The 25,938-nt window shown below is 68.2% G+C and carries 27 protein-coding genes; 1 reads left to right on the forward strand and 26 read right to left on the reverse strand.

The window, feature by feature from the left end; genetic code table 11:
- Position 1: 1 nt before the first annotated feature.
- The 17 genes from AAEX57_RS12540 to AAEX57_RS12620 all read right to left on the reverse strand — a co-directional run bounded on the left by AAEX57_RS12540 (position 2) and on the right by AAEX57_RS12620 (position 16,693).
- Positions 2 to 358, reverse strand: a complete 357-nt coding sequence (locus tag AAEX57_RS12540; RefSeq protein WP_342092598.1) for an SdpI family protein — start codon at positions 356 to 358, stop codon at positions 2 to 4.
- Positions 355 to 1,386 (reverse strand): hypothetical protein, encoded by a 1,032-nt coding sequence (locus AAEX57_RS12545; protein WP_342092599.1) that lies wholly within the window; start codon positions 1,384 to 1,386, stop codon positions 355 to 357. The genes AAEX57_RS12540 and AAEX57_RS12545 overlap by 4 nt, the downstream gene beginning before the upstream one ends.
- Before the next feature lies 1 nt (position 1,387).
- Positions 1,388 to 1,732: a GntR family transcriptional regulator gene (locus tag AAEX57_RS12550; RefSeq protein ID WP_342092600.1), complete on the reverse strand. Its 345-nt coding sequence runs from the start codon at positions 1,730 to 1,732 to the stop codon at positions 1,388 to 1,390.
- 143 nt (positions 1,733 to 1,875) lie between these two features.
- Positions 1,876 to 2,904, reverse strand: a complete 1,029-nt coding sequence (gene ilvC, locus AAEX57_RS12555) for a ketol-acid reductoisomerase (protein WP_342092601.1) — start codon at positions 2,902 to 2,904, stop codon at positions 1,876 to 1,878.
- A 74-nt stretch (positions 2,905 to 2,978) separates the two neighbouring features.
- Complete coding sequence (gene ilvN, locus AAEX57_RS12560; protein WP_342092602.1) at positions 2,979 to 3,488, reverse strand: acetolactate synthase small subunit; 510 nt, start codon at positions 3,486 to 3,488, stop codon at positions 2,979 to 2,981.
- A complete protein-coding gene (locus tag AAEX57_RS12565) occupies positions 3,485 to 5,233 on the reverse strand; it encodes an acetolactate synthase large subunit (RefSeq protein ID WP_446721149.1) in 1,749 nt (582 codons plus the stop codon). Before AAEX57_RS12565 ends, ilvN begins: the two co-directional genes overlap by 4 nt.
- A 362-nt stretch (positions 5,234 to 5,595) precedes the next feature.
- Positions 5,596 to 6,093 (reverse strand): aromatic ring-opening dioxygenase LigA, encoded by a 498-nt coding sequence (locus AAEX57_RS12570; RefSeq protein WP_342092603.1) that lies wholly within the window; start codon positions 6,091 to 6,093, stop codon positions 5,596 to 5,598.
- Between the two features lie 147 nt (positions 6,094 to 6,240).
- Positions 6,241 to 6,636, reverse strand: coding sequence for an HIT family protein (locus AAEX57_RS12575; RefSeq protein WP_342092604.1), 396 nt, complete (start codon positions 6,634 to 6,636; stop codon positions 6,241 to 6,243).
- 14 nt (positions 6,637 to 6,650) lie between these two features.
- Entirely contained in the window at positions 6,651 to 7,412 is a 762-nt protein-coding gene (gene hisF, locus AAEX57_RS12580) for an imidazole glycerol phosphate synthase subunit HisF (RefSeq protein WP_342092605.1), read from the reverse strand.
- A gap of 13 nt (positions 7,413 to 7,425) precedes the next feature.
- Positions 7,426 to 8,550 carry a DUF808 domain-containing protein gene (locus tag AAEX57_RS12585; protein WP_342092606.1) on the reverse strand — a complete coding sequence of 375 codons (1,125 nt, stop codon included), beginning with the start codon at positions 8,548 to 8,550 and terminating at the stop codon, positions 7,426 to 7,428.
- Between the two features lie 90 nt (positions 8,551 to 8,640).
- Entirely contained in the window at positions 8,641 to 11,559 is a 2,919-nt protein-coding gene (locus AAEX57_RS12590; protein WP_342092607.1) for a DEAD/DEAH box helicase, read from the reverse strand.
- An 846-nt stretch (positions 11,560 to 12,405) separates the two neighbouring features.
- Positions 12,406 to 13,389, reverse strand: a complete 984-nt coding sequence (locus AAEX57_RS12595; RefSeq protein WP_342092608.1) for a diacylglycerol/lipid kinase family protein — start codon at positions 13,387 to 13,389, stop codon at positions 12,406 to 12,408.
- Between the two features lie 4 nt (positions 13,390 to 13,393).
- Entirely contained in the window at positions 13,394 to 14,227 is an 834-nt protein-coding gene (gene tatC / locus AAEX57_RS12600; protein ID WP_342092609.1) for a twin-arginine translocase subunit TatC, read from the reverse strand.
- A gap of 3 nt (positions 14,228 to 14,230) precedes the next feature.
- Positions 14,231 to 14,464 carry a Sec-independent protein translocase subunit TatA/TatB gene (locus AAEX57_RS12605; RefSeq protein WP_342092610.1) on the reverse strand — a complete coding sequence of 78 codons (234 nt, stop codon included), beginning with the start codon at positions 14,462 to 14,464 and terminating at the stop codon, positions 14,231 to 14,233.
- Positions 14,465 to 14,514: 50 nt separating this feature from the next.
- A complete protein-coding gene (locus AAEX57_RS12610; protein ID WP_342092611.1) occupies positions 14,515 to 14,724 on the reverse strand; it encodes a hypothetical protein in 210 nt (69 codons plus the stop codon).
- Entirely contained in the window at positions 14,724 to 15,734 is a 1,011-nt protein-coding gene (locus AAEX57_RS12615; protein ID WP_342092612.1) for a helix-turn-helix transcriptional regulator, read from the reverse strand. Before AAEX57_RS12615 ends, AAEX57_RS12610 begins: the two co-directional genes overlap by 1 nt.
- A complete protein-coding gene (locus AAEX57_RS12620) occupies positions 15,731 to 16,693 on the reverse strand; it encodes a helix-turn-helix transcriptional regulator (protein ID WP_342092613.1) in 963 nt (320 codons plus the stop codon). Before AAEX57_RS12620 ends, AAEX57_RS12615 begins: the two co-directional genes overlap by 4 nt.
- Before the next feature lie 65 nt (positions 16,694 to 16,758).
- Between AAEX57_RS12620 and gluQRS the strand changes: the two genes are divergently transcribed.
- Positions 16,759 to 17,685: a tRNA glutamyl-Q(34) synthetase GluQRS gene (gene gluQRS, locus AAEX57_RS12625; RefSeq protein ID WP_342092614.1), complete on the forward strand. Its 927-nt coding sequence runs from the start codon at positions 16,759 to 16,761 to the stop codon at positions 17,683 to 17,685.
- On the opposite strand, the gene AAEX57_RS12630 is transcribed toward gluQRS, so the two are convergent.
- From AAEX57_RS12630 to AAEX57_RS12670, 9 genes are all read right to left on the reverse strand, one after another.
- Positions 17,670 to 18,749, reverse strand: a complete 1,080-nt coding sequence (locus AAEX57_RS12630; protein WP_342092615.1) for an FKBP-type peptidyl-prolyl cis-trans isomerase — start codon at positions 18,747 to 18,749, stop codon at positions 17,670 to 17,672. The genes gluQRS and AAEX57_RS12630 overlap by 16 nt on opposite strands.
- 9 nt (positions 18,750 to 18,758) lie before the next feature.
- Complete coding sequence (locus tag AAEX57_RS12635; RefSeq protein ID WP_342092616.1) at positions 18,759 to 20,252, reverse strand: proteasome accessory factor PafA2 family protein; 1,494 nt, start codon at positions 20,250 to 20,252, stop codon at positions 18,759 to 18,761.
- Positions 20,253 to 20,254: 2 nt separating this feature from the next.
- Positions 20,255 to 21,055 carry a pseudouridine synthase gene (locus tag AAEX57_RS12640; RefSeq protein WP_342092627.1) on the reverse strand — a complete coding sequence of 267 codons (801 nt, stop codon included), beginning with the start codon at positions 21,053 to 21,055 and terminating at the stop codon, positions 20,255 to 20,257.
- 49 nt (positions 21,056 to 21,104) lie between these two features.
- Positions 21,105 to 21,818, reverse strand: a complete 714-nt coding sequence (gene scpB, locus AAEX57_RS12645) for an SMC-Scp complex subunit ScpB (protein WP_342092617.1) — start codon at positions 21,816 to 21,818, stop codon at positions 21,105 to 21,107.
- Positions 21,815 to 22,759, reverse strand: a complete 945-nt coding sequence (locus tag AAEX57_RS12650; RefSeq protein ID WP_342092618.1) for a segregation and condensation protein A — start codon at positions 22,757 to 22,759, stop codon at positions 21,815 to 21,817. Before AAEX57_RS12650 ends, scpB begins: the two co-directional genes overlap by 4 nt.
- A 1-nt stretch (position 22,760) precedes the next feature.
- Positions 22,761 to 23,144, reverse strand: a complete 384-nt coding sequence (locus tag AAEX57_RS12655; RefSeq protein WP_342092619.1) for a hypothetical protein — start codon at positions 23,142 to 23,144, stop codon at positions 22,761 to 22,763.
- Entirely contained in the window at positions 23,129 to 24,097 is a 969-nt protein-coding gene (locus AAEX57_RS12660; RefSeq protein WP_446721150.1) for a ParA family protein, read from the reverse strand. The genes AAEX57_RS12655 and AAEX57_RS12660 overlap by 16 nt, the downstream gene beginning before the upstream one ends.
- A 369-nt stretch (positions 24,098 to 24,466) precedes the next feature.
- Entirely contained in the window at positions 24,467 to 24,850 is a 384-nt protein-coding gene (locus AAEX57_RS12665; RefSeq protein WP_342092620.1) for a hypothetical protein, read from the reverse strand.
- Between the two features lie 603 nt (positions 24,851 to 25,453).
- Positions 25,454 to 25,938: transposase (locus tag AAEX57_RS12670; protein ID WP_342097788.1), on the reverse strand; the 485-nt coding region annotated here is incomplete at its 5' end.

Genomic DNA, 25,938 nt, shown 5'->3' on the forward strand with positions numbered 1-25,938 from the left:
CTCACTCGACGCGGTTCGCCGCCCGGATGCCGACGACGGCACCGACGATCACCAGCACGGTCATCGCACCGATGCCGGCCAGCCCGATGAGGTTGCCGGCATTGGCGGACAGCCCGGAGGCCACCAGGGCAAGGACCGCAAGACCTACCACCAGACACACCACGCCGGAGGCGATGAGCCAGCCGCTGGAGGCGGCATGGGCCACCCGCCAGGCCTCGTCGGACTTCATGGTGGCGGGCACCCGGATGCCGGCCCAGCCGTTGCGCTTGAGGGTGCCGTGGGCGCCCATCCAGCCCAGCACGACCATCAGGACCCCACAGATCACGTCCGTCAGGCTGATCGCCAACACATCGCTCATCTCACACTCCTCTCGCCTGCAACCCGCCGGGCGTTCGCACTTCTCTTCTCCACAAGGGTGTTCAGGGTGGCGGCAGCCGTCTCGGGATCATCGACGGTGAGCAGCCAGGCGGTCGCCTCCCGGCGTTCCACCCGTAACGCGCGACCGGCCGCCGAGACCAGGGCACTCTCCCCGCTGCGGCTGCCCCGTAGACCCCAGCCACCGAAATCGGCCAGCGGGTGCTCGACGCGCACCACGCTCGCGCCGGTGATGCCATCCAGCGGCAGCCGGGCCCAGCTGATGAAACCCGCGCCGGTTGCCCGCAGGCCCCGCGCGTCGATGGTCACCCGCGCGACCAGACAGGTCAGCGCCAGCCCAACGGCCACGGTGAGCACCAGGGCCAGCAGCGTCAGGGGCCACTTGTGGTGGGCGATCCCCACCGCGGCCAGCGGGATCGTCGAGGCAGCCAGTACCGTGGCAGTCACCCACAGGGCAGGTCCGCGGTGCATCCGCCCCACCCAGGCCACCCGGGCATCAGGGCCAACGCCGGGTAGGATCTCGGCGCCGAAGGGCTTCGGCTCGTCGCCCACCGCCCGGGCGCTGTGCCGCTGCCGGGCGACCAGGATCGTTGCCCCGGCGAGCAACACGAGCGCCAGCGGGATCGCCACTCCCCAGCGGCCCGCCGTCAGCACCACGCCGCCGCGCTGGGCCAGCACGAGCAGCGTCATCGGGGCGACGACCAGGGCCGTCTGCACCACCGCCACCACCGCGCAGGACCGAACGCAGCGCAGCCACCAGCCCAGGGCCAGGGTGAACAGCGCGCCGCCCAGGCCCAGCCCGAGCACCATCCGGACCACGCCAGCGAAATCCGCCCAGCCGTTCGCCTCACCGATGATGCCCCAGTGGATCGCCAGCCGGGCGGGCAACTCGTCGCGCACGCCGTAGAGCGTTGTCACACCGATTCCCGTCAGCAGCGCCGAGCCGGCCAGCCCGGCCGTCAGCGCCACGGGAGAACGATCCGAGACGACGCTCGCTCCCACGGTGGCCACCTCACCGCTCCCTGATCATGTCGATGACCTCGTGGCACCCGATCCCCATCCTGCCGGCCTCCCGCAGTAGCTCGTCGACCAGATGGGCCACCTGCCCCGCGGCCGGCTGTTTGGCGGTCACGACCGCTCCCCTGCCCCGACGCAGCTCGATCAGGCCCTCGTCGCGCAGCACCTGGTAGGCCCGCAGCACGGTGTGCAGGTTGATGTCCAGGCTTGTCGCCAGCGCCCTGGCCGACGGCAGCCGCTCGCCGTGGGCCAGTTTGCCCTCGGCGATGGCACGTCGCACCGACGCCGCCACCTGCTCGAACAGCGGTGTGGTGGAATTCGGATCGACCAAACACAACATAGATCTAGTTTAAGTAGAACAATTTGCTTGTCAAGGGGTCGCCCCGACACGGCGCGACGCCCCACCCCGGGCTTCCGGGATGGGGCGTCGCAGGAGGTCACCCCGAGGCTTCGAGCAGCCCAGTCATCGTGACGCCAAGGGCGTCAGCGGTCAGCCTTGCCCTCGAGGTAGTCCTCGTCGGTGGGCTTGATCCAGCTGAACATCTTGCGGAGCTCCTTGCCGGTGGCCTCGATCTGGTGGCCGGCCTCGGTCTCGCGCATCTTCTTGAACTCCACGGCACCGTTGTCCTGGTCCTCGATGAAGTTCTTGGCGAAGGTGCCGTTCTGGATGTCGGTCAGGACGGCCTTCATCTGCTCCTTGACGTGGGAATCGACCACGCGCGGGCCGGAGACGTAGTCGCCGTACTCGGCGGTGTCGGAGATGCTCCAACGCTGCTTGGAGATGCCGCCCTCGATCATCAGGTCGACGATCAGCTTGAGCTCGTGCAGGCACTCGAAGTAGGCCACCTCGGGCTGGTAGCCGGCCTCCACCAGGGTCTCGAAACCGGCCTGCACCAGGTGCGACATGCCACCGCAGAGCACGGCCTGCTCACCGAACAGGTCGGTCTCGGTCTCCTCGGTGAAGGTGGTCTCGATGCCGCCGGCGCGCAGGCCACCCATCGCCTTGGCGTAGCTCAGGACCAGCGGCCAGGCATTGCCGGAGGCATCCTTCTCCACGGCGACGACCACCGGCACGCCGCGGCCGTCGGCGTACTCGCGACGCACGATGTGGCCGGGGCCCTTGGGGGCCACCATGCAGACGTCGACACCCTCGGGCGGGGTGATGTAGCCGAAGCGGATGTTGAAGCCGTGGGCGAAGAAGATCGCGTCACCGGGCTGCAGGTTGGGCTCGATCTCCGCCGTGTACAGGCCGCGCTGCACCTGGTCGGGGGTGAGGATCATGATCAGGTCGGCTTCCTCGACGGCCTCGGCGACGCTCAGCACGCGCAGGCCCTCGGCCTCCGCCTTGGCGCGGGACTTGCTGCCCTCGGCCAGGCCGACGCGCACGTCGACGCCGGAGTCACGCAGGTTCAGCGCGTGGGCGTGGCCCTGCGAGCCGTAACCGATCACCGCGACGGTGCGGCCCTGGATGATCGACAGGTCGGCATTGTCGTCGTAGTACATCTTTGCCATGAGGATGGAACTCCTTGTTTCGGTCTTGCTCGGGTTGATCTTGCTCGGGTGATCTTGCGTGGTGCTGATCTTGCTCAGGCGCGAGTCTTGTCGGTGATGGTCCGGCTGCCCCGGCCCAGCGCCACCTGGCCGGACTGGACCAGCTCGATGATGCCGAAGGGGCGCAGCATTTCCAGCATGGCTTCCAGCTTTGCCTGGCTGCCGGTGGCCTCCACCGTAATGGAATCCGGACCGACGTCGACCGCCTTGCCACGGAACAGACTGACGGTGTCGACGATCTGGCTGCGATTGGTGACGTCGGAACGCACCTTGACCAGCAGCAGTTCACGCTGGACGTGGTTGGGCTCCAGCTCCACCACCTTGATCACCTCGATCAGCTTGTTCAGCTGCTTGACCAGCTGCTCCAGCACGATCGGGTCATCCACCTGGGCCACCAGGGTCATCCTGGAGAGGTCCTCGCGCTCGGTGGGACCGACGGCCAGCGACTCGATGTTGAAGCCGCGCCGGCTGAACAGGGCGGCGATGCGGGTCAGCACACCGGGGGCATTGCTGACCAGGACGCTGAGGGTATGGGTGGTGGTCACAGGATTTCCTCTTCCCAGTCGGGCGCCATGTCACGGGCGATCTTGATGTCGTCATTGCTGGTGCCGGCGGCCACCATCGGCCACACCATGGCGTCCTTCTCGACGACGAATTCGACGACTACGGGGCCGTCATTGATGCTCAGGGCCTTGTTGATCACCTCGTCGACCTCGTCGACGGTCTCGGCCCGCAGCCCGACGCAGCCCATCGCCTCGGCCAGTTTCGGGAAGTCCGGGATCCGCTCGGAGTTCAGGTCGGTGTGCGAGTAGCGCTGGTCGAAGAACAACGTCTGCCACTGGCGCACCATACCCAGGACGTTGTTGTTGATCACCGCGATCTTGATCGGGATGTCGTTCAGTGCACAGGTGACCAGCTCCTGGTTGGTCATCTGGAAGCAGCCGTCGCCGTCGATCCCCCAGACCACCGCGTCGGGTTCGCCCGCCTTGGCCCCCATGGCGGCGGGGACGCAGTAGCCCATGGTGCCGGCGCCGCCGGAATTGAGCCACTTGCCGGGCTTCTCGTGCGGCAGGAAGTGCGCGGCCCACATCTGGTGCTGACCGACGCCGCTGGCGAAGATGGTGTCCGGGCCGCTCAGCTCGCCCAGCCGCTTGATCACATACTGCGGGCTCAGCTTGCCGTCCTTCGGCTCCTCCCAGCCCAGCGGATAGCGCCGCTTCAGCGAGGCCAGGTTCTCCCGCCAGGGCTTGAGATCCTGCAGCTCCACCGACGCGATGACGCCGTTCAGCTCGCGCAGGAAGGCGCGGGCGTCGCCGACGATCGGCAGGTCCGCCACCCGGTTCTTGCTGATCTCGGCGGGGTCGATGTCAGCGTGGATCACCTTGGCCAGCGGGGCAAAACTCTCCAGCTTCCCGGTCACCCGGTCGTCGAAGCGGGTGCCGACGGCGATCAGCAGATCGGACTGCTGGATGGCGCCGACGGCAGACACCGAGCCGTGCATGCCGGGCATGCCCATGTGCAGGTCGTGGCTGTCCGGGAAGGCCCCGCGAGCCATCAGGGTGGTGACCACCGGAATGCCGGTGGCCTCGACGAAGGTGGCCAGCTCCTCGGCCGCGCGGGCCTTGATCACGCCGCCGCCGATGTAGAGCACCGGGCGCCTGGCCTCGGCGATCATCTTCGCGGCCTCGCGAACCTGGCGGCTGTGCGGCTTGGTGGTGGGCTTGTAGCCGGGCAGGTTGATCCCCGACGGCCAGACGAAGGGCGCGGAGTTGACCAGCGCGTCCTTGGCGATGTCCACCAGCACTGGGCCGGGGCGGCCGGTCTCGGCAATGTGGAAGGCCTCCTTGACCGCCCGCGGGATGTCCTCCACCCGGGTGATCAGGAAGTTGTGCTTGCTGATCGGCATCGTGATGCCGCGGATGTCGGCCTCCTGGAAGGCGTCGGTGCCGATGAAGCTGGAGTTCACCTGGCCGGTGATCGCCACCATCGGCACCGAATCCATGTAGGCGTCGGCGATCGGGGTGACCAGGTTGGTGGCACCCGGGCCGGAGGTGGCGATGCAGACGCCCACCCGGCCGGTGGCCGTCGCATAGCCCTCGGCGGCGTGCCCGGCACCCTGCTCGTGCCGGACCAGGATGTGGCGGATCCTGGAGTCGTAGAGCGCGTCATAGGCGGGCATGATGGCGCCGCCGGGAAGGCCGAAGACAACCTCTACCCCGAGACGCTCCAGCGAGGCGACGAGCGCCTGGGCGCCGGTCATCATCTTTGGTGTGGCATCTGCGGGTGCCATGGCATTCCCTTCGTCGTTGGTTCGGGCGGGCTCATGGCCCTGACCCGATGATTTCGTGCACTGCTTGCTCTTCTGGACCTGTCCGCCAGCCGGACGTCAGACCTCGCCCGGCCAACAAAAAACCTCCGCTGCCCTGGGCAGACGGAGGTAGCGCTGAGAACCGGTGATGGCTGTTCTCAGCGCCAGGTCAGTACGAGGAGGAAGCTCTGCATGCCTTGACTCTCCCGCACCGTCGGCGGCCCGGTCAACGACCCTACCCGAGCTTTCCACATCCTGAGACGATCTTCCGCATTGTGAACTTCCCGAAGAGGGTCAGCCCCGCCGGCCTTGGCCGACGGGGCTGGGAACTGAGCCGACGAAAGTCAGACGGCCGTGGCTCCGCCGCCAGTGCGGGCGGCGTCCAGGATCTTGCCGGCGCGCATCAGCGCCCAGCCGACCAGGGCCGACAGCAGACCCAGACCCATCACCAGGGCCGAGACGCCGTAGCTGACGATCGAGGTGAACAGCGACGCGCGCAGGAAGGAGCCGTTCATGGCGCTCATCCGGGCCTTGGTCCACTTCTCCACCGCAGCGGCGTCCTTGGCGGCCTCGGCCTTCTTGATCTCGGCCCCCAGCTCGGCGTAGGTCTTGTTCTCGGCCCCGTGCAGGGCATGCTCCTTGATGATCTCGGCCTGGCTCCACGCAGTGAAGGGGCCGGCCACCTTCTTGCCGGCATTGGTCTTGGCGTCGGCCGGGACGGTGATGTTCTCGCTCTTCAGCTGGCTGGTGACGGTGCCCCAGGTGACGGCTCCGGCAATCAGCATGACCAGACCGGCAATCAGGGAGCAGATGCCGATCAGCTTGATGGGCTTGGCGCTCATGGGTATTCCTTAGATGTTGGGGAGAGTGATGTCGAGCCGCCACACCAACGTCGTGCAACGGTCAACTTCTGAACACCTTAGAGAATGTGATTCAACCATCAAGCACCGGGGTCGACTTTCGCCACCCGGTGAGTGCCCAACTGGGGATCAGCCCAGGATCTGGGCAAGTACCTCGTCCGGATCGGCGTCCACATCCTTGCGGAAGAGCTCGGCCAGCCCGGGGTGCTCGCCATAACGGGGCACCAGATGCACGTGCAGGTGGAAGACCTCCTGGCCGGCGACGGGCCCCGCGCTGGAAAGCATGTTCAGCCCGTCCGCATCCAGCTTGTCCACCAGCAGCCGGGAGACGTGACTGATCGCCGGGGCGATCTCGGTCAGCACCTCCGCGTCGCCGGTGAGGTCGTCGACGTGCCGCTTGGGCACCACCAGGGTGTGTCCCTTGTGGAAGGGTGCAATGTCCAGGAAGGCGTAGGAGAACTCGTCCTCATAGACCTTGCGGCTGGGGAGGTCACCGGCCACGATGCTGCAGAACAGACAATCCATGGGGGCCATAGTAGTCAGCGAACCGGGAAGCCGGCCGAACGCAGGCCGTCCTTGACCTGGCCGATGGTCAGCGTGCCGTAGTGGAAGACGCTGGCTGCGAGTACCGCGTCGGCCCCCGCCTTCGCCGCGTCGACGAAGTGCTGCACCGCCCCGGCGCCGCCCGAGGCGATCACCGGCACGTCCACCACCGCCCGCACCGCCCGGATCATCTCCAGGTCGAACCCGTCGGTGGTGCCGTCGGCATCCATCGAGTTCAGCAGCACCTCACCGGCGCCGCGCTCCACCGCCTCCTTGACCCAGGCGATCGCGTCCAGCCCGGCGGCCTTCTTGCCACCGTGGGTGGTGACGCCGAAGCCCGACGGCTGGCCGGGTTCGCGGCGGGCATCCAGGCTGAGCACCAGCACCTGGTTGCCGAAGCGCTGGGTGATCTCGTTGATCGCGTCGGGGCGACGGATGGCTCCGGTGTTGATCCCCACCTTGTCGGCACCGCAGCGCAGCAGGGCATCGACGTCGTCGACGCTGCCCACTCCCCCGCCCACGCACAACGGGATGAAGACCGTCTCCGCACACCGGGTGACCATCTCGCGTGTGGTGGCGCGGCCCTCGCTGGAGGCCGAGATGTCCAGAAAGACCAGTTCGTCGGCCCCCGCCTCGCCATAGGCGCGGGCCAGCTCCACCGGGTCACCGGCGTCGCGCAGGTTGGTGAAGTTGACCCCCTTCACCACCCGTCCGTCATGGACGTCGAGGCAGGGGATGACGCGCAGGGCAAGGCTCATGCGCCCACCCTAGTCAGGCGCGAGGCTCGGTATCGGCCGACGTCGCGTCCTCGGACTCCGGCACTGCATTCTCCTCGACGTCGGCATCCCGGGTGCCCTCGCCGGGCCACTCGCCCGCAGCCTGGGGCTCGGCCGGCGCCTCGACGGCATGTGACCCGCCCTCGTGCGCGGTCTCGGCGTGGGAATCGCCATGGCCCTTGCCATGCCCGAAGGGCAGCACCGCCAGGATGCCGACGATGATCGAACCAACGATGAAGCCGATCACGGCCGAGCCCAGCGTGTTGGTGAACCAGCCGAGGGTGGCCGACAGGGCGTGCGGGACGGCGTGGGTGACGATGTGTTCCAGGTGGTGCACGAACTCGTAGGGGGCGTGCAGGCCAAGCTCGTCGGCGCCCACCATGAGCAGGTGGCCACCCACCCAGAGCATCGCGGCCAGGCCGACGGTGGACAGGATCGACAGGATCACCGGCATCGCCTTGACCACGATGGCGCCCGACTTCAGACCCTTCTGGGTCATCTTCAGGCCAATGTCGTCCAGCTTCACGATGATCGCCACGACGCCGTAGACCAGGAAGGTGATCAACAGCGCCACCGCGATCAGACTGCCGATCCGGGTCATCAACGGCTGGTCGGTCACCTCGTTCAGGGCAATCACCATGATCTCGGCGGAGAGGATGAAGTCGGTGGTGATGGCCCCCTTGATCATCTTCGCTTCCTGCTCCGGCCCTTCGAGCACCACCGGGGTTTCCGGGTCGCCACCGGTCCCCTCCCCGTGTCCGTGGCCGGTGAGCTTCCCCCAGATCTTGTGGGCACCCTCGTAGGACAGGTAGGCGCCACCCAACATCAGGATCGGGGTCAGGGCCCACTTGGCGTAGATGCTGAGCAGGATCACCACCGGCAGGATGAAGAGCAGCTTGTTGCGAATGGAACCCAGCGCGATCTTCTTGATGATCGGCAGTTCCCGGTCGGGGGTGACGCCGGCAACATACTGCGGGGTCACGGCCGTGTCATCCACCACGACGCCGGTGGCCTTGATGCTGGCCTTGCCGGCCGCGGCCCCGACGTCGTCAATGGAAGCGGCTGCCACCTTGGCGATTGCCGCCACGTCGTCGAGCAGTGCTGCGAGGCCACCGGCCATGGATTTCTCCGATTCAGGATGGGTCAGTCAGGGGAAGGCGTCCGGGCAGGACGATGGCCCGGCGACCCGGGCCACGTCCATGGTAACGGCCTAGTCCTCGTCGGGGTCGAACTCCACCACGCCGCGGCGCATCGCCGTCACGGCCTCCCGGCAGGTGCGACGCAGGTCACCGGGACCGGCCGCAGCCGCCACCTGACCAGCCATGTCGATCACCTGACGGACCCATCGGACGAAGTCACCGGCCGGTAGGCCACAGTCTCCGAGCACCCGGGCCAGCGGTTCGCCCGACGCCCAGGCGTAGGCGGCCTCGGCGAAGCCGATGTCCGGTTCGCCGCTTCGCTCCAGGCGGAAGTCCCGCTCCACCAGGCTGACCTCACGCCACTTGGTGCGCAGCGCCTGCTGGGCGATCTCGGTGGCCCGGTCCGGCATCCGGGCCATCCGGCCCTGCTCGATCCGTCGGGTCTCGTAGACCAGTGAGCTGAGCACAGCGGCCAGCTGCGGGGCATCCAGCCCGTCGAAGACACCGTCACGGATGCACTCGGCCGCCACCAGATCCAGCTCCGAGTAGAGCCGGGCGAGCATCCGGCCGGCGTCGGTCACCTCATGGTCCTCGCTGCCCAGGTAGCCCAGGCTCTCCAACACCTGACAGAGCTTGTCGAAGCGCTTGGCGATGGTGTTGCTGCGCGCCTCGGCGCGGGATCGGGCCTGGTTGCGGTCGCGTTCCAGCCGCATTGCCCGTTCGGCGAAGCGGGCGTGGGTCTCCCTGTCCGGGCACTCGTGGCAGGGGTGACGCTTCAGTTCGCGCCGAAGGTCGGTGATCTGGGCGGTCAGTTCCGCGTCGGCCTTGGGGCCGTGCAGGGTGGCCAGCTGCGGATTGAGGCTGTGCAGCTTGTCCAGGAAGGAGGCGGCCAGGTTGCGACGACTGGCGGGCTGGCGCGGGTCGAACTTGCGCGGGATCCGCAGCTTGCCGACCACCTGGGTGGGGGTCGGGAAGTCGCTGGTGGTCAGCCGGACCACGTCGCGCTGTTCGGTGACCACCATCGGGTGCGGTTCTCCCCCGCGGCCGCCGCGACGGCCGGGGTCGATCACCGCGGCCCAACCCTCGTGCCGACCCGAGGGGACGTGGATGATGTCGCCGGCCTCCAAGGTGAGCAACGAGTTGAGCGCCTCGGCCCGCTTGTCCTGCTTGCGCAGCCGCGCCTGTTCGGCCTCGGTCTGCTTCACCTCTTCGCGCAGCCGGGCGTACTCGGCGAAGTCACCGCGCTCGCAGTGGGCGGCCTTCAGGTAGTCGTCGATCTCCCGCTGGTTGCGCGCCGCCACCGAGGCCAGGTTCACCACGGAGCGGTCGGTCTGGAACTGGGCGAAGCTCTGCTCCAGCAGCCCGCGGGCGCGCTCCCGACCAACCCGACCCACCAGGTTGACGGTCATGTTGTAGGTGGGCGAGAAGGAGGACTTCAACGGGTAGGTGCGTCGGGAGGCCAGGCCGGCCACGGCGCGTGGGTCCATTCCCGCTTGCCAGAGCACCACGGCGTGGCCTTCGACGTCGATTCCGCGCCGCCCGGCCCGGCCGGTCAGCTGGGTGTACTCGCCGGGCGTGATGTCCACATGGCTCTCGCCGTTGTACTTCACCAGCTTCTCGATCACGACGGTCCTGGCGGGCATGTTGATGCCCAGGGCCAGGGTCTCGGTGGCGAAGACGATCTTGATCAGGCCCGCGGCGAAGCCCTCCTCCACCACGGCCTTGAAGGCGGGCAGCAAACCGGCATGGTGGGAGGCGATGCCGCGGCTCAGGGCCTCCAGGAAGACGTCGTGGTCCAAGGCCCGCAGGTCTGCCGGGCTCAGGCCCGAGAGGTGGCGCTGGGCGATGCCGATCAGCTGGGTGGCCTCGGAGTCGCTGGTCAGGTTCACCCCGGCCCCCAGCAGCTGGCGCACCGCACCGTCGCAGCCCTGCCGGCTGAAGACGAAGCAGATGGCGGGCAGCAACCGGGCGCGCTGCAACTGGGTGGTCATCACGGCCCGGCTGGGGGTCAGCCGGGGGCGACGATCGTCGCGGGAATCCCGGGAGTCCCGGCCTTGGTCACCGCGCCCGCCGCGACCTCCGCGCCGGTCCAGGTGGGCCTTGGCGGCGCCGCCGAACTGGCCCGAGCCGTAGGCGACATTCTTCTTGCCCTTGCCGGAGCGGCCCCGGGGACGACGCGAGTCGTCACGTACCTCCTTGGCCTCGCTCCTGGCCAGCTTCAGCAGGTCCGGGTTGACCCGGGCGGCGCGTTCGCTGGGCAGCGCCGACGCGGTCGGGGCGACGCCCTCGAACAGGTCGTGGATCTGCTTGCCGGCCATGATGTGCTGGTACAGCGGCACGGGGCGACGTTCGCTGACCACCACCTGCACGTTGCCGCGCACCTCGTCGAGCCAGTCGCCGAACTCCTCGGCATTGCTGACGGTGGCCGACAGGCTGATCACCTGCACGCTGGGAGCCAGGCCGATGATCACCTCTTCCCAGACGGCGCCACGGAAGCGGTCGGCCAGGTAGTGCACCTCGTCCATCACCACATAGCCCAGGTTGTTCAGGGTGGTGGAGTTGGCGTAGATCATGTTGCGCAGCACCTCGGTGGTCATCACCACCACCTGCGCCTCCGAATTGACCGACGAGTCGCCAGTGAGCAGCCCCACCCGATCCGCGCCATGCCGCTCGGTCAGATCATGGAACTTCTGGTTGCTCAGCGCCTTGATCGGGGTGGTGTAGAAGCACTTCTTGCCGGTGGCCAGGGCGCAGAAGACCGCGAACTCACCGACCACGGTCTTGCCAGCACCGGTCGGGGCCGCGACCAGCACCCCGGCGCCGTCCTCCACCTGGGCGCAGGCCCGCAGCTGGTAGTCGTCCAGGGAGAAGCTGTAGCCGGCGGCGAACTGCTCCAGCAGGCTGCCCGGCCGCACGACAAAGGGAGCCAGCGGCCCGTCCAGCAGCTCGGACGCGTCGTCGGGAACCTCGGGAATCTCGTTGTCAGTCATCACCGATGAGGTTAGCCGGTGGATCTGACATTTCTGCGTTCCCCGGTTCGAGGGTCCTCGACAGGCTCGGCCATCGTGGTTGCTTTGCCCCGGCCATCGTGACAGAGCTGCTCTCGCGACCACGGTCCCCGAGTTTGTCGAGGGGGTTGAGAGGGACGAAACCTCTCCCCACGGAATACCCGGGCACCAATGGGCACCTCGCGACACTTCGGGCCACTCCGCGCGCTCATGGAACAGCCGACGGCCCGGACCTTCGGCGCGGAGTCACGCGGCCGACTCTTTGGCGCGAAGTGCCGGCCGCGGAGCTGTCAAGGCCTCGCGCGCTCTCCCGAAGAGTTGGTGTGCTGCTCGACGGGTGATCGTCTCCGCAGACTCCTCGGGGAGCGTTCCCTCCCCCAGAAGCGACGCGAGGCCGTGCACCACATGGCCAGGCGCCTGCGCCGGGAAGGCGGGTGGAAGCCGTTGCCGTCGGTCTCGCAGTGATGCTCACCCTGCGGGTCTGGCCCACTTCGCGCCCGCAAGGCGGGAGGGATTGATCGCCATCGTCCCGCCTGCGCTGCCTCATCCTCAGTTGCTGGTCCCCGTGAGCGGGCTGATGGAACTGGCCGACACCGTCGCCCTGCTCGTGCCATCCGGCTTGGTGCGGAACGGGGCAGCCCGGGGGCTGGTTGTCCTCCTCCTCGCGGTCTTACCAGCGAATGTCCACGCGGCCGGAGAGCGACGGTCGGCCACGGCCCCCGCCACTCCCCTGGGCAGGCGCACCGCACTACAGGGCGTCTTCCTCAGCGCAGCCAGCTACGTCGCGCTGTCCCCGAGCTCATCGAGAGGTCGTGGAAGGGGCCCTCGTCAGGCGGTGAACACGTCGATCAGGCCGGGGCGGCAGGTGGCGGTGAGCGGGACGCCACCGAGGCGCTCGCCGTCGGCCATCGCGAACATCGGGGCGCGGCTGCCGTCGCGGTTGACGATCTGGCCGTCGATCCGCACCTGCCGGGCCTGGACGAATTCCACCGCGGGGTGCCCGACGTGCCCGCCGGTGTAGAGCTTGGGCAGCAGGGCGAGCACCTGGCGGCGCTTCAGGTCGCCGACGATCAGCACGTCCAGCAGGCCGTCGGTGACGTCGGCGTCGGGCACGATGTGCATCCCACCGCCGAAGTGACCGGCATTGGCGACGGCTACCAGCACGGAGCTCAATTCGCGTCGCTGGCCATCGATCTCGATCCGGTAGTCCAGCGGCCGGAAGCGGGCCAGTTCGCCCAGCGCCAGCGCGCCATAGGCCAGCGGCCCCAGTGGCCCGATCGGGTAACGGAAATCGTTGGTGGCCAGGTTCACCCGGGCGTCGTAGCCGGTGGAGACCACCGAGCCGACGTAACGGTGCTCGTCGCCGCCGGTGAGCGGACCGGCCACCTCCGTCAGGTCGATCCGACGGGTGCGACGCCCGGCGACGGCCAGGGTGGCTTCGCGGATGTCCGCGGGCAGGCCGACCCCGCGGCAGAAGTCATTGCCGGTGCCGGCCGGGATGATCCCCAGCGGCACATCAAGCGCATCGGCTCGAGCCTCGGCGCAGGCATTCAGCCCCAGGTGCGCCATCCCGTCGCCACCCATCACCACCAGACTGTCGCGCTCGTTCCCGGAACGGCCCGGGCGGGCCGAGCGGGCGGATTCCAGCGCTTGGCGCCGGGCGTCGTCGTAGCTGGTGGTCAGGTGCACCACCACCCGCCCGTCGGGAACGGCGTCCGCGAGGGTGTTGTGCACCCTGGGCAGCAGCCGACGGGCCCGGCCGCGCCCCGCGCTGGGGTTGACGACCAGGTGGATGATGGGGCCGGAAACCATGCCGTCAGTCGACCAGGACCAGGTCACCGCGGGCGGCGCGGCGCTTGTCGTTGATCCGACAGATGATCTCGCTGATGATGTACATCACGGCCATCGGCACCGCCAAGGCACACATGCTGAACGGATCCTGCGAGGGTGTCGCCACGGCACCGAAGACGAAGCAGAGGAAAATACCGAAGGTGCGGTACTTGGCCAAGGTCTGGGCTCGTAGCACCCCCACCAGGTTCATCGTGACCAGGATCACCGGCAGCAGAAAGGCGATCCCGAAGACCAGCAGCGTCACCGTCATGAACTGCAGAAACTTGTTGACGTCCTGAATGTTGGAGACACCCTCGGGAGTGAAGCCCAGCAGCACGACGAAGCCCTTGGGCGAAATCCAGTAGCCCAGCGCCACGCCGGCCAGGAAGAGCGGGATGGAGGTGCCCAGGAACATCAGGGCGTACTTCTTCTCCTTGGAGAGCAGCCCCGGAGCAATGAAGGCCCAGATCTGGTAGAGCCACACCGGGCAGCTCAAGACCAGCCCCGAGTACAGGGCAATCTTGAGCGTCAACATCATGCCACCGGCCAGACCGTCGGTGGACATGATGATGTTGCTGTCAGGATGGCTTTCCCTGAAGATGGCCGTGGCACGGTCATAGGGGCCGAGCACCAAGTTCTCGAAGTAGTTGTTGAAGAACAAGGTCACACACATGATGGCCACGATGGCGACCGCCGAGACGATCACCCGGTAGCGCAGTTCCTTCAGGTGGTCGACCAGCGCCATCGACCCGTCATCCGACGGCTCCGGCACCCGCAGCCAGTCCGGCCGCGAGAACCGCCGCTTCATGCTGGCGGGCACGGGTCAGTTGATGCGCTTGTTGGCCTCGTCGACGATCTCGGCCTCGGCCGTCGTCTTCGACGCGTCAGCGGCGGTGGCGCCATTCTTGCCGACCTCCTTGAGACCGGCGGTCTCCTCCTTGAACTCGCGGATCGCGCGCCCGGAGGCCTTGCCGACACCGGCGAGCCGGGTGCCGCCAAACAGCAGCACCGCAATCACCAGAACGATCAGCAGTTCCTGCCAACCCAGACCAGCCATGTCCAACTCCCATGTTCGTGACCGGGAGGGGCCCCGGCCGTCCAAAGACTCTACCGACCTGCGCTCGACCTGTGACGAGCATCGTCGCCCTGCAACTCTAGCTCCCCCAGCAGGCTGACCAACTCACCCAGGGTGCGGCCCTGCTCGGCGAGCTCCCGGACCAGCGCCCGACCCTTGCGCCACAACATCCAGCCGCAACCGGCCATCGTCGCCAGCCAGAGCAGCCCGATCCCGCACCACAGCAGCAGCCAGCCCATCATCAGCCCTTGTCGGCGGCCCGTTGGGGCTCGATCTCGTCGGGCGGGTCGGTGCCGAAGACCGACGCATTCAGCGCCAGCGCATCCACCGCGGCCTGGGCCGCATCCCGGCCGGCACCGGCGGGCTCCAGCACCCGCGCGCCGCCCCCCAGCCGCAGCAAGAGCGAACGCAACCAGTTGGGGTCGGCCACCGGAAGCGTCGCCACCAGAAGTTCACCGTCGCTTCCGGAGCCGTGCACCTCCAGCGTCGGGTAGTACTCGGTGATCCAGGCCGCCGACGGCTGCAGCTCCAGCGTCACGCTGGCCTGGTTGGTCTCGAACCAACCCGCCACCGGCTTCGGCGGCGTCCCGTGGGCCTCGGCCGGCAGCTCCAGCAGCTCGGCGCGGACAATCCGGTCCAGCTTGTAGGTGCGCCAGGCATCGCGCTCCAGACTCCACGCCTGCAGGTAGGCGGCACCGTCGCGCAGGTCGATCCGCACCGGATCCACCTCGGGCGTCGACGTGTGCCCGCGGGTCAGGCCGTCGTAGACCAGCCGCACCCGCTTGCCCTCGTCGATGGCGGCGGTCAGCACGCTGCGCACCGTCTCGTCGCCGCTGGCCACCCGGATCGCCACCCGCTCGGACTCCCCCGACGTGGTCAGCGCCTCCAGCTTCGCCAACGCGCTGTGCACCGAGCGAGCCGTCTCGCCGCTGGCCACCTCGGCGACCGCGCGCAGCGCCACCACCAGGCTCATCACCTCGTCCAGGGTGAAACGCATCGGCCGGGCCAGGTAGTCGGCATTGGTCAGGTGGATGGTGCCCTGCTCCTCGGCAGCGTCCATGTCGATCTCGATCAGGTCACCCGGCAGCCCACCCGGCAGGCCGCACATCCACAGCACGTTGAGGTCCTTCATCAACTGCGCCGGAGTGATCTTGAAGGCCTTGGCGGCCTCGGTCACGGCGATCCCCTGGTGCGCCTGCAGGTAGGGCACCAGTGCGAGCAGCCGCGCCACCTGGTCCGCGGAGGTGCTCATGCGGTGCCCTCCCGTCGGGCGACGGCGCGCAACTGCTCCAGCACCTGGTAGCGCAGCGCCACCGGCTCCACCACCAGCGCATCGTCGGCGGCGGCGCAGATCTCGGCCACCAGATCGGCGCGATTGGCATACGGCACCCGCCACACCGTGAAACCGGCGGGCAGGGCGACGGCGGTCGGGCTCGGCTCCGAGCGTCGGGTCATCCCCGGCGCGTGCCCCTCCCGGATCGCCACCAGCGCCGTCGACGCCGGGCCGCTGGGTTCCAGCCGTCGGGCCAGCTCCGCCAGGTCCACGTCGGGCACCTGGTAGGAGTCGCGCGCCTCCTCCAGCACCGGCTGGCTGGTGATCCGGCTCATCTTGAACATCCGCGGCTCCCCGCGGCTGAGGTCCTGCCCCATCACATACCAGCGGCCCTTGCGCCAGGTGACGCTCCACGGCTCCAGCACCCGCTCCGGCTCGCGGTTGCGGTAGCCGAAGTGCACCCGTCGACGCTGCAGAGTGGCCTGCCAGATCGCTTCGAAGGCCGGCTCCTGCGCGGTGACGCTCGGTTCGAGCGCCGCCAGCCGGTCCGTATCCGGTTCGACGCCGGCGGCGCGCAGCTTGGCCAGGGCATTCACCGTCTGCTCGGCGACGCTGGCCTGCTGCCACACCCGAGCGGCGGCCCCCAGCGCGGTGGCCTCCTCGGCGGTGAACTCCACCGGCGGGAACTCGAAATTGGCGCGGCGGATCCGATAACCCGGCTCGTCGTCGAAGAGCGTGTCGTTGTGGCCGGTCTCCACCGGCACACCCATGGCGCGCAGGTCATCCTTGTCCCGCTCGAAGGTGCGCTCGAAGTTGACGTCGTTCAGCTCGTGGTAGCCCTCGACGATCTCCCGGATCTGCTCCTTGGGCAGAAAACGACGCGCGGAGAGCAGGCAGATCGTGAGGTTCACGATACGTTCGCTCTTGCGTGGCGCCATGCCTGACCTTCTGCCGGGGACGTGCGTTCGGGGCAGGAACGAGGCTACCAGCGGAAGGAGAGCCGATGAGCGGAGCGGGACGGTTTGCCCCCTCACCCACCAGCAGCCTGCACCTGGGCAACCTGCGCACCGCACTGCTGGCCTGGCTCTGGGCACGCAGCCAGAACCGCGAATTCCTGCTGCGGATCGAGGACCTGGACCAGCAACGCGTCGCCGCCGCCCCCGAGGTGGCCCGCCAGCAGCTCGATGACCTGGCGGCGCTCGGGATCGACTGGGACGGTGAGGTGCTGCGGCAGAGCGAGCGGCTGCAGCTCTACCGTGATGCCGCAGCCACGCTGGAGACCTACGAGTGCTTCTGCACCCGTCGCGAGATCGCCGAGGCCTCCCAGGCCCCCAATGGCGGGCCGGGCGCGCCCAGTTGGCGCCCCTACCCGGGCACCTGCGCCAACCTGTCCAGCACGCAGCGCGACCAACGTCGCCTGACCAGGACCCCCGCCGTCCGGGTGCGCGCCGAGGGCGCCAGCTTCACCATCCGCGACGAACATGCCGGGGATGTGAGCGGCCCGGTGGATGACTTCGTACTCTTCCGCGCCGACGGCACCCCCGCCTACAACCTGGCCGTGGTGGTGGACGACGGCCTGCAGGGCGTCGGGCAGGTGCTGCGTGGCGACGACCTGCTGGACTCCTCCCCGCGGCAGGGTTGGCTGGCGTCGCGGTTGGGCTTCTGCGTGCCCGAGTACGTGCACGTCTCGCTGGCGCTCAATGCCGAGGGTCAGCGGCTGGCCAAGCGCGACGGCGCCGTCACCCTGGCCGACCTGGCCGGTCTGGGGCACTCCCCCGCCGACGTGCTGGGGCTGGTGTGCGCCTCGGCGGGGCTGGAAAAAGGCCGGGACGCAGCCGCGGTCTTGGCTCGGCTGCGTCCCGGTGACCTGGTCAATGACCTGGTCTGGACCCCGTGGGTGGTGGGGCGGCTGGATCAGGCGCCGGCCTGACCCTGCTGGATGTCGATCACGTAGACCAGCGTCTGGGTGGGCGCGCTCGGCGTGGCCGACGGGCTGGCCGAGGAGGCCTGCGGCTTCGGCTGGTCCTTCGGCGGGATGACCACCATCACCCGACTGCCGACGGTCTGACCCACCAGCGCCTTCTTCATCGACGGGATCAGCTGGGAGACCTGGACCGGCTGCGGGGCCTGCTGGGCCGAGTAGGAATCCTCCAGCAGCTTGCCGGTCTTCCAGTCCCAGGCGCGGTAGGCCACCTGCACCATGAACTTGTCGGTCACCTTCTCACCGGGCGCCTGCACCAACGGCTGCACGACGGTCTCGGTGGGGGCGGCGGTCTTCGGGACGGTGGCAGTGGGCATGCCCTGGGCATCGTCCTTCACCGTCGGCAGGCCAGCCTTGGGGGCGACGTTCTTGGAGGTCTCCAGGATGTCGATCACGAAGACCAGATTGTCGCCCTTCTGGATTCCGGCCTGCGGATTGCCCTCGGCATAGCCGTCAGCGGCGGTCATCATGGTGACGACGCGGCTGCCGAGCTTCTGCCCCTCGATCGCCTTGGTGAAGCCGGGCACCACACCGCGCAGGCTGAAGGTGGCGGGCTGGCCGTTCTTGAAGGAGGAGTCGAAGACCTTGCCGTCGCGGGCGTTGACGCCGTGGTAGTTCACCTTCACGGTGGCTCCCTTGGCAACGGTCTCCCCCTTGCCGGGGGTGAGCACCTTGGTCTGGGACTTCTCGATCGCCAGCGGCCACTTGGCCTTGACCGTCGGCGCCTTGCCGACGGTGGTGGGGGCGACGTCGAGCGCCGACAGGTCCTTGATCATGGCCGGCTTCACCGTGGGCGTGGCCGGGGCGGAGGCCGACGTGCTGGCTGCAGGGTCCGAGGCGGGGGCCGAGGCCGGAGCCGACGCGGCGGCGGAGCCACCGGCCGACGGGGTGGCCGCGGTGTCGGCGTCCTTGCTGCCGCAGGCCGCCAGCGAGGCGCTGAGGCCGACGGCCAGCAGGGCGATGCCGGCTCGGCGGGTCTGGGTGGTCAGGATCTGCGAAAGGATTCGAGGCACCAGTGCAGGTTACCCGAGGTCCGAAGGGCTCCAACTGTGCCGGGCCGCCGTGAAACCCGCCGAACCGGCTCGGCGGGGCTCGCTGGCCATCCGGGCCACGATCTCCTCCACCCGCCGATCCGCGGTGCACAAGGGGTTTTGCACGCTGACGGCGCCGTCGGTCAGGTCATGGCAACTGAACTTCATCCAGTCGACGGTGTACTCCCGTCGGTGCCGTTGCGCGGCCGCGACGAAGCGGGCGCGCAGCACCGCCCGGGTGGTGCCGGGTGGTTCGTCGACGGCGTGCTCGGCCGCGCAGTCGGGCAGGACCCGACGCACCTGCCCGCGGGCCTCCGCCACCCGCGCCAGCCCCTGCCCGGTGACGATGTCATGCCAGGCCAGATCCAGCTGCGCCAGCCGCGGATCGTCGTCGGTCATGCCGTGCCGCTCCCGCTGGGCCAGCAGCAGCCGCCGCTTGGCCACCCAGTCGATTTCCGTCTCGACCCGTTCCAGGGCGCGATCCTGGATGGCGTCCAGCACCCGCCCCCACAGCTCATGGGCCTGGCGCAGTTCGTCGTCGTCCGCAAAGGGGGTGGTGAGTTCCCACAGTTCCCGCTGGATGTCCAGGGCGGAGGCGCCGTCGTCGGCGACCGGGCAGCGGCCGGTGAGGTCGCCGGCCACCTCGCGGATCACGCGGCCGGGTTCGCGGATACCCCTCGCGGGGCCCCTCGACAAGCTCGGGAATCGTGATTGGGTTCCGCTCGGGGATCGAGGTCGGGTCTCGCTCGGGGAGTCCTCCAGGGCACGCAGCACCAGCTCCATCGAGCCGAGTCGCAGCAGCGTCGTGGGCTCCAGCATGGTCGAGTCCCCGACGATCACGTGCAGCCGACGGAAACGCTGCGCGTCGGCGTGCGGCTCGTCGCGGGTGTTGACCATCGGGCGGGAATGGGTGGTGGCCGAACTCAACGGATCCCACATGTGCGCCGCGCGCTGGCTGATCTGGAAGTGGCCGCGGCCCAGCTGGTCGCGCTCCCAGTGCCCGGCGCCGCAGAGCAGCTGCCGGGTGACGAGGAAGGGCATCAAGGCCTCCACCAGCTGGTTCAGCTCACCGGAGCGGGCCACCTGGAAGTTCTCGTGGCTGCCGTAGGAATTTCCGTGCGAATCCACATTGTTCTTGAAGATGCTGATCCGGGCCTGGTATCCCTGCTGGGCCAGGGATTCCCGGGCGCGCTCGGCCAGCCGGGCGATGATCAGGTCACCTGCCCGGTCCTGCGCCAGCAGCTCGGTCAGGGTGGAGCATTCGGCCGTCGCGTATTCCGGGTGGGAGCCGACATCCAGGTAGAGCCGCCCGCCATTGCGCAGGTAGACATTGCTGGCGGCATTGGCCTCGACGACGGGTGCGAAGAGCTGCTGGGCGGCCTCGTCGGACGACAAACGCCGCCACCCGGCAGGGTTGGCGGCGTCGGCCGGGCGCACCCGCAGTTGGAGGCCGTATTCGGTCTCCAGTCCGCGAACGCGCTGCATGGTCACATCTTGACGGCGTCCAGCAGGAAGCCCAGCTCGTCGCGGGTCAGCTCACGAGCCTCACCCAGCGGCAGCTGCCCCAGCCGGACCGGGCCGATCGCGGTGCGGCTCAGCTTGCGCACCGGGTGAGCGACCGAATCCATCATCCGTCGCACGATCCGGTTGCGGCCCTCGTGCAGGGTGATCTCCACCAGCGATCGGGTCTCGGAACGCATCACCAGCTTCACCTTGTCGGGCTTCACCGGGCCGTCGTCGAGCCGCAGGCCCTTCTCCAGCCGGCGCAGGGTCTTGTTGTCAAGCAGGCCCTCCACCTCCGCCAGGTAGGTCTTGGGGATCTTGTAGCTGGGGTGCGCCATCCGGTGGGCAAATTCGCCGTCATTGGTCAGCAGGATCAGGCCCTCGGTGTCGGTGTCCAGCCGGCCGACGTGGAACAGGCGCAACTGCTGCCAGCTCTGCTTGTCGAACTTGATGTCGCCCAGCGTGGGGCGGCCCTCCGGATCCTCCATGGTGGAAACGACGCCGCGGGGCTTGTTGACCACCAGGTAGACGTGCCGGCGAGGCGGCGGAATCCGCATCCCGTCGACGCGGATGGTGTCCCGGTCGGGGTTGACGCGCATGCCCTGCTCGGTGACCAGGACGCCGTTCACCTCCACCCGGCCGTTGTCGATCATGATCTCGGCGTGGCGGCGCGACGCAATACCGGCATTGGCCAGCACCTTCTGCAGCCGGATGCCCTCGTCGTCGGCGCTGGTGGTGTCGCTCTCCTCGCCGGGCTCGACGGGGGATTCGACGGACTCGGCCATCATCTGGTCGCTTTCGCCCGTCAGCTCGTCGACCTCACGGTCGTCGTGGTCACTCATGGTCTTCCATTTCCTCGTGCTCGGGGCTGGCGGGTTCGCCCTCCCCGGTCGGGGCAGCCGCCGATTCGTCGGGACTGTCCACCTCCACGGTAGCGGCAAGTTGCGACAATTCCGCCTCGAGCGCCGACGCATCGGGCAGGTGCGGGGCCAGCGGCGGCAGTTCGTCGAGGCTGGCCAGGCCCATCCGTTCCAGGAAGTAGTCGGTGGTGCTGAAGACCATCGCGCCGGTGTGCTCGTCGGCGCCGGCCTCGCTGATCAGGCCACGCGACAGCAGGGTGCGCACCACCCCGTCGACGTTGACGCCGCGCACCGCGCTCACCCGGGCGCGGCTGATCGGCTGCAGGTAGGCGATCACGCTGAGGGTTTCCAGCGCCGCCTGGGAGAGCTTGTTGGACTGGCCGGAGACCACCCACTGGCTGATCAGTTCGGCATGCTCGGCGCGGGTCCAGTAGCGCCAGCCGCCGCCGACATTGCGCAGCTCGAAACCACGCTGGCTACGGTCGTAGAACTCGACGAGGTTGGCCAGTGCCCGCTCCACCACCGCCAGCGGCTGTTGCACCGCCTCGGCCAGGGTCTCGGCGGGCATCGGTTCCTCGGCCATCAGCAACAGCGCCTCCAGCACGCCCTCGGTCTCCTCGGCGCGCTCCTCCAGGACGACGGCGGTCAGCTCCGCGTCACCGTGGTCCGGTGCTTCCGGCTCGCTCATGGCTGCTCCTTCGGTTCAAACGGCGCGGGTTCGGTCAGCTCGGATTCGACCGGCTCGGGCCCGGTCGGCAGGGTGGGGGCGATGTCCTCGGGCCCCGCGGCATCCTCGTCGGCCCCATCGGTCTGGTCGAATTCATCGCTGATGCTCAGTTCGTCCTCGTCGTCGCCGGTCCAGCGGATCGTCAGCTCCCCCAGCGGCGTCAGCTGCTCGAAGCTGACCGCCCGGTTGCGGAAGAGTTCCAGCAGGGCCAGGAAGCGCACGACGGTGGTGATCTTGTCCGCGTCGCCGGTCAGCGCGCGAAAGCTGAGCGTGCCGATGCGGCGCAGCCGGTCGGCGATGATCCCGGCCTGCTCGCGGACGGTGACGGTGGAGGCGTGCAGGTGCTCCAGGCTGACCTCCACCACCTCGGGCGGGGTCATCGCCTTGGCCGCGACCTCGGCGAAGCGTTGCGGGGTGGCGCGGATCTGCACCTCGGGCAGCAGCCCGGCAAAGCGCGGTTCCAGCCCACCGGGGCGGGCGAAGCGCTTGGTCTCGGCCTCCAGTCGGGTGGCGAAGGCGGCGCTGACCAGCTTGAACGCCCGGTACTGCAGCAACCGCGCAAAGAGCAGGTCCCGGGCCTCCAGCAGCGCCAGATCCTCCGGATCCTCCACCTCGCCCTTGGGCAGCAGTCGCGCGGCCTTGAGGTCCAGCAGGGTGGCGGCCACCACCAGGAAGGAGCTGGTCTGTTCCAGGTCCCAGACCGCGCCGCCGGCCTTGACGTGCGCGATGAACTCGTCGGTCACCCGGCTCAGCGAGACCTCGGTGACGTCCAGCTTGTGCCGACTGATCAGCTGCAGCAGCAGGTCGAAGGGGCCCTCGAAATTGTCGAGCACCACCTGGAATCCCTTGTGGACGCCCTCTTCCGGGGCCTCGATCAGGGCCGGCTGGTTGCCGCCGGCCATCTCAGTCGCCGTTCAGCCGTCGGGCCAAGTCGCTCTCGGGGCCACGGACGGCCAGGTCCTCCATCGCCAGCGCGATCGATTCGCGCACGATCCGGCCGCGGTCCACCGCCAGGCCGTAGTCCCCGCGCATCATCAACCGGGCCTGCTCCAGTCGGATCAGTTCGTCGCGGCTGACGTAGACGGTGATCTTCTCGTCGTGCTTCACCCGTCCCGACGCGGCGGGGCGCTGGGCCGGGGCACGCTTCGCGGGGGCCTTGGCGGCCTTGGCCACCGACCTCTTCACCGGCTGCGGGGCTGCTTCGGTGGGCTCGGGGCCCACCTCGACGCCACTGGACGTCGCCCGGAAGAGTTCCGAGGCGCCGGGCAGGCTCACACGCCGTGGCATCGAGCCAGAACCTCCTTGGCGAGCTGGCGGTAGGCGGCCGCGCCGGGCGAGCTGGACGCGTAGGTGGTGATCGGCTCACCGGCGACGGTGGTCTCCGGGAACTTGATGGTGCGCTTGATCACGGTGTGGAAGACCTGCTCGCCGAAGGCGTCCACGACGCGCTCCAGCACCTCGCGGGAGTGCAGGGTGCGGCCGTCGTACATGGTGCCCAGGATGCCCAGGATCTCCAGCTTCGGGTTGAGCCGCTCCTGCACCTTGCTGATGGTGTCGGTCAGCAGGGCGATGCCGCGCAGCGCGAAGAACTCGCACTCCAGCGGCATCAGCACATAGTGCGACGCGGTCAGGGCGTTGATGGTCAGCAGCCCCAGCGACGGGGCGCAGTCGATCAGGATCACGTCGTAGTCATCCTGCACCTTCTCGATCACCCGCAGCAGGGTCTGCTCCCGGGCCACCTCGCTGACCAGCTGCACCTCCGCCGCGGACAGGTCGATGTTGGACGGCAGGATGTCCAGGCCCTCCACGACGGAGGTCTGGATCACCTCCTGCGGGGTGTATTCCTTGCTGAGCAGCAGGTTGTAGATGCTGGTGTCCAGGGTGTGCGGGTTGATCCCCAGCCCCACCGAGAGCGATCCCTGCGGGTCGAAGTCCACCAACAGCACCCGGCGGCCGGTCTCCACCAGTGCGGCGCCCAGGTTGATGGTGGTGGTGGTCTTGCCCACGCCACCCTTCTGGTTCACATTGCTGATCACAATCGCACGCCGCTGCCCCCCTGCCGGCGGCGTCGGCTCGGGGAGCTCCGGGAAGATCCGGCCGGTCGGGTCCTCCTCGCCGGCCGGGGTCTGCACGTCATTGCGCTTCCTGCCCTGGCCTGCGGGAACCTCGAACAGCGCCTGGTCGGTGGCCGGGCGGCCGTCCTGCTGGACGTCCTGCGGATCGCTCGGATTGGGCTCCACGATGTGCCTTTCCTGCTGGGTGCCAGTTGTCAACGACGGCGCGGCGGGCCGCAACCTGTCCGTCCAAGCCTAGTGCGTCCGACGGATCCCCCGTTCCCGCGGGAGAGGATCCGGGCGCGGGCCGCCCCTGCGAGAGTGGGATTTTCGCGGCAAGTGGCTGTTGGGTTTCGCGCTACCTGCCCGGCAGGGTCCCATGGGCCCAGGACACACCCCAGGACCGCAAGAACCCCAGTCAGGCAGGTGCTGACTGGGGTTCCATGGGGCCGTTGGGGTGTGTCCTGGGCATGCCAATGACCCGAACTGGTCGGGTCTGGTGGGTTCCTTCGGTGGGAAAGTGGGGTGCGGTTGTCTGCATCGGCCGGGACCCGGTTATTCGAGCGGGTCAGGCTCCTTGGGTCTGCCTACCGCGGGCCTGGTCTTGATGGGCGACGAGCGCCGGTAGCGAAGGCGCCCTGACGGACGGCGACTGGGCTGGGAGGGCTTGCGGGTGGTCTCCTCGCCGGCCTCCACATCCAGGACATCGCGGACGATCATCAGGTTGGTGGCCATGCAGATCATCGTCATGATGAGGAGTTGGTTGGTGAACCCCCGCATGAGGCGTGTGCGGACGTTGTCCATGGTGAACGTGATACCGCTCTTGAGCTGGTTGTTCTTGGACTCGATGACCTGCCGGGCAGAGGTGTACGCCTCATGCCATGCGGTCGTGCCGTACTGGGGGCCGCCGAAGGCATACCACTCGCTCCAGTCGGCCATCGAGACCACCAGCGTCTCGAAGTCGCCCGCACCGGGGCTTTTAGGTGAGTCAGCTCGACCTATTGACATCGGTGCTGCCACGGGTTGTAATGGCTAATAATTTCCCATATTCGAGGGAGGCTCATGGAGTTTGATTTTAAATTGTTCATCATTTTAGCGGTGTGCATCACCGCTGCCACGTTCCTGCTATTGCAACTGAAGGCCAGAAGGAAGGATGACCAATGAGATTATTCTCGAAGTATCTTCTATCCGTTGCCATCGCTCTAAGCGTCTCCATGGTGTCGTGGCTCACAACCCCGACGGCACTGGCCTTGGGGGCAGAAACCGCTACCAAGGCGGGACAATGTCGAGCCTTGCCCGCAGAATCTACTTCCACCTCGCTCACACAAGAGCAGTTGGCTAGAGCCAAATCGATCGCGCAGAAATCCCAAGAGTCCGACAGGCCAATTGCTGGGCTTAACTGGCTCTTCGGACTTGAGGGTGGTTCAGGTGTCCAGGCCTCCGGCGATGAGTAGGCAGCGTAGGCGGTAGTTGTCGCGATTGCGGAAGCCTCTGGCGATGCGGCGGTGGAGTTCGATGAGTCCGTTGAATCTCCTATGTCTGTCAAGCAGAGCTTGGGGTGCAGTTGGCTGCGGCCGTGTTGAGTTTTCGGTAGATGTTTCGAGCGAGGTAGCGCTTGAGACAGCGGCGGATCTCTCGGGGTGTTCGTCCTTCGGCGCTGCGGCGTTCGACGTAGGCGCGGGTGCGGGGATCCATGCGCATGCGTGTGACCGTTGCCATGTGGAGTGCTTGGTTGAGACGGCGATCCCCGCCGGGGTTGATGCGGTGACGTTGTGTGTTGCCGGAGGATGCTGGGATCGGGCTTGTCCCGGCGAGGCTGGCGAAGGCGGCTTCGGAGCGGACCCGTCCGGGGTGTGACCATGCTGTGAATGCGACGGCCGCGGTGATGGGCCCGATCCCTGGTTCCTCGAGCAGCACGGAGGCAGGGCTCATGCGCAGGAGTTCGAGGATGCGTCTGGTCGCGGTGGCAAGGTCGTGGTCGAGGTCTATGATCCGTCTCGCCAGGCGTGTGGCTTCACCGCGGGCGG

Source organism: Luteococcus sp. H91 (genome assembly GCF_038433135.1).
GTDB lineage: Bacteria > Actinomycetota > Actinomycetes > Propionibacteriales > Propionibacteriaceae > Luteococcus.

Bases quoted from the DNA above. Each gene is read 5' to 3' on its own strand.
- AAEX57_RS12565 (WP_446721149.1), bottom strand. From the start codon at position 5,233: ATGGCACCCGCAGATGCCACACCAAAGATGATGACCGGCGCCCAGGCG.
- AAEX57_RS12550 (WP_342092600.1), bottom strand. From the start codon at position 1,732: ATGTTGTGTTTGGTCGATCCGAATTCCACCACACCGCTGTTCGAGCAG.
- AAEX57_RS12640 (WP_342092627.1), bottom strand. From the start codon at position 21,055: ATGGCCGAGTCCGTCGAATCCCCCGTCGAGCCCGGCGAGGAGAGCGAC.
- AAEX57_RS12635 (WP_342092616.1), bottom strand. From the start codon at position 20,252: ATGCAGCGCGTTCGCGGACTGGAGACCGAATACGGCCTCCAACTGCGG.
- AAEX57_RS12615 (WP_342092612.1), bottom strand. From the start codon at position 15,734: ATGAGCACCTCCGCGGACCAGGTGGCGCGGCTGCTCGCACTGGTGCCC.
- hisF (WP_342092605.1), bottom strand. From the start codon at position 7,412: ATGAGCCTTGCCCTGCGCGTCATCCCCTGCCTCGACGTCCATGACGGA.
- gluQRS (WP_342092614.1), top strand. From the start codon at position 16,759: ATGAGCGGAGCGGGACGGTTTGCCCCCTCACCCACCAGCAGCCTGCAC.
- AAEX57_RS12570 (WP_342092603.1), bottom strand. From the start codon at position 6,093: ATGAGCGCCAAGCCCATCAAGCTGATCGGCATCTGCTCCCTGATTGCC.
- AAEX57_RS12620 (WP_342092613.1), bottom strand. From the start codon at position 16,693: ATGGCGCCACGCAAGAGCGAACGTATCGTGAACCTCACGATCTGCCTG.
- AAEX57_RS12590 (WP_342092607.1), bottom strand. From the start codon at position 11,559: ATGACTGACAACGAGATTCCCGAGGTTCCCGACGACGCGTCCGAGCTG.
- AAEX57_RS12585 (WP_342092606.1), bottom strand. From the start codon at position 8,550: ATGGCCGGTGGCCTCGCAGCACTGCTCGACGACGTGGCGGCAATCGCC.
- AAEX57_RS12610 (WP_342092611.1), bottom strand. From the start codon at position 14,724: ATGATGGGCTGGCTGCTGCTGTGGTGCGGGATCGGGCTGCTCTGGCTG.
- AAEX57_RS12665 (WP_342092620.1), bottom strand. From the start codon at position 24,850: ATGGCCGACTGGAGCGAGTGGTATGCCTTCGGCGGCCCCCAGTACGGC.
- AAEX57_RS12540 (WP_342092598.1), bottom strand. From the start codon at position 358: ATGAGCGATGTGTTGGCGATCAGCCTGACGGACGTGATCTGTGGGGTC.
- AAEX57_RS12575 (WP_342092604.1), bottom strand. From the start codon at position 6,636: ATGGATTGTCTGTTCTGCAGCATCGTGGCCGGTGACCTCCCCAGCCGC.
- AAEX57_RS12595 (WP_342092608.1), bottom strand. From the start codon at position 13,389: ATGGTTTCCGGCCCCATCATCCACCTGGTCGTCAACCCCAGCGCGGGG.
- ilvC (WP_342092601.1), bottom strand. From the start codon at position 2,904: ATGGCAAAGATGTACTACGACGACAATGCCGACCTGTCGATCATCCAG.
- AAEX57_RS12655 (WP_342092619.1), bottom strand. From the start codon at position 23,144: ATGCCACGGCGTGTGAGCCTGCCCGGCGCCTCGGAACTCTTCCGGGCG.
- scpB (WP_342092617.1), bottom strand. From the start codon at position 21,818: ATGAGCGAGCCGGAAGCACCGGACCACGGTGACGCGGAGCTGACCGCC.
- AAEX57_RS12605 (WP_342092610.1), bottom strand. From the start codon at position 14,464: ATGGCTGGTCTGGGTTGGCAGGAACTGCTGATCGTTCTGGTGATTGCG.
- AAEX57_RS12650 (WP_342092618.1), bottom strand. From the start codon at position 22,759: ATGGCCGGCGGCAACCAGCCGGCCCTGATCGAGGCCCCGGAAGAGGGC.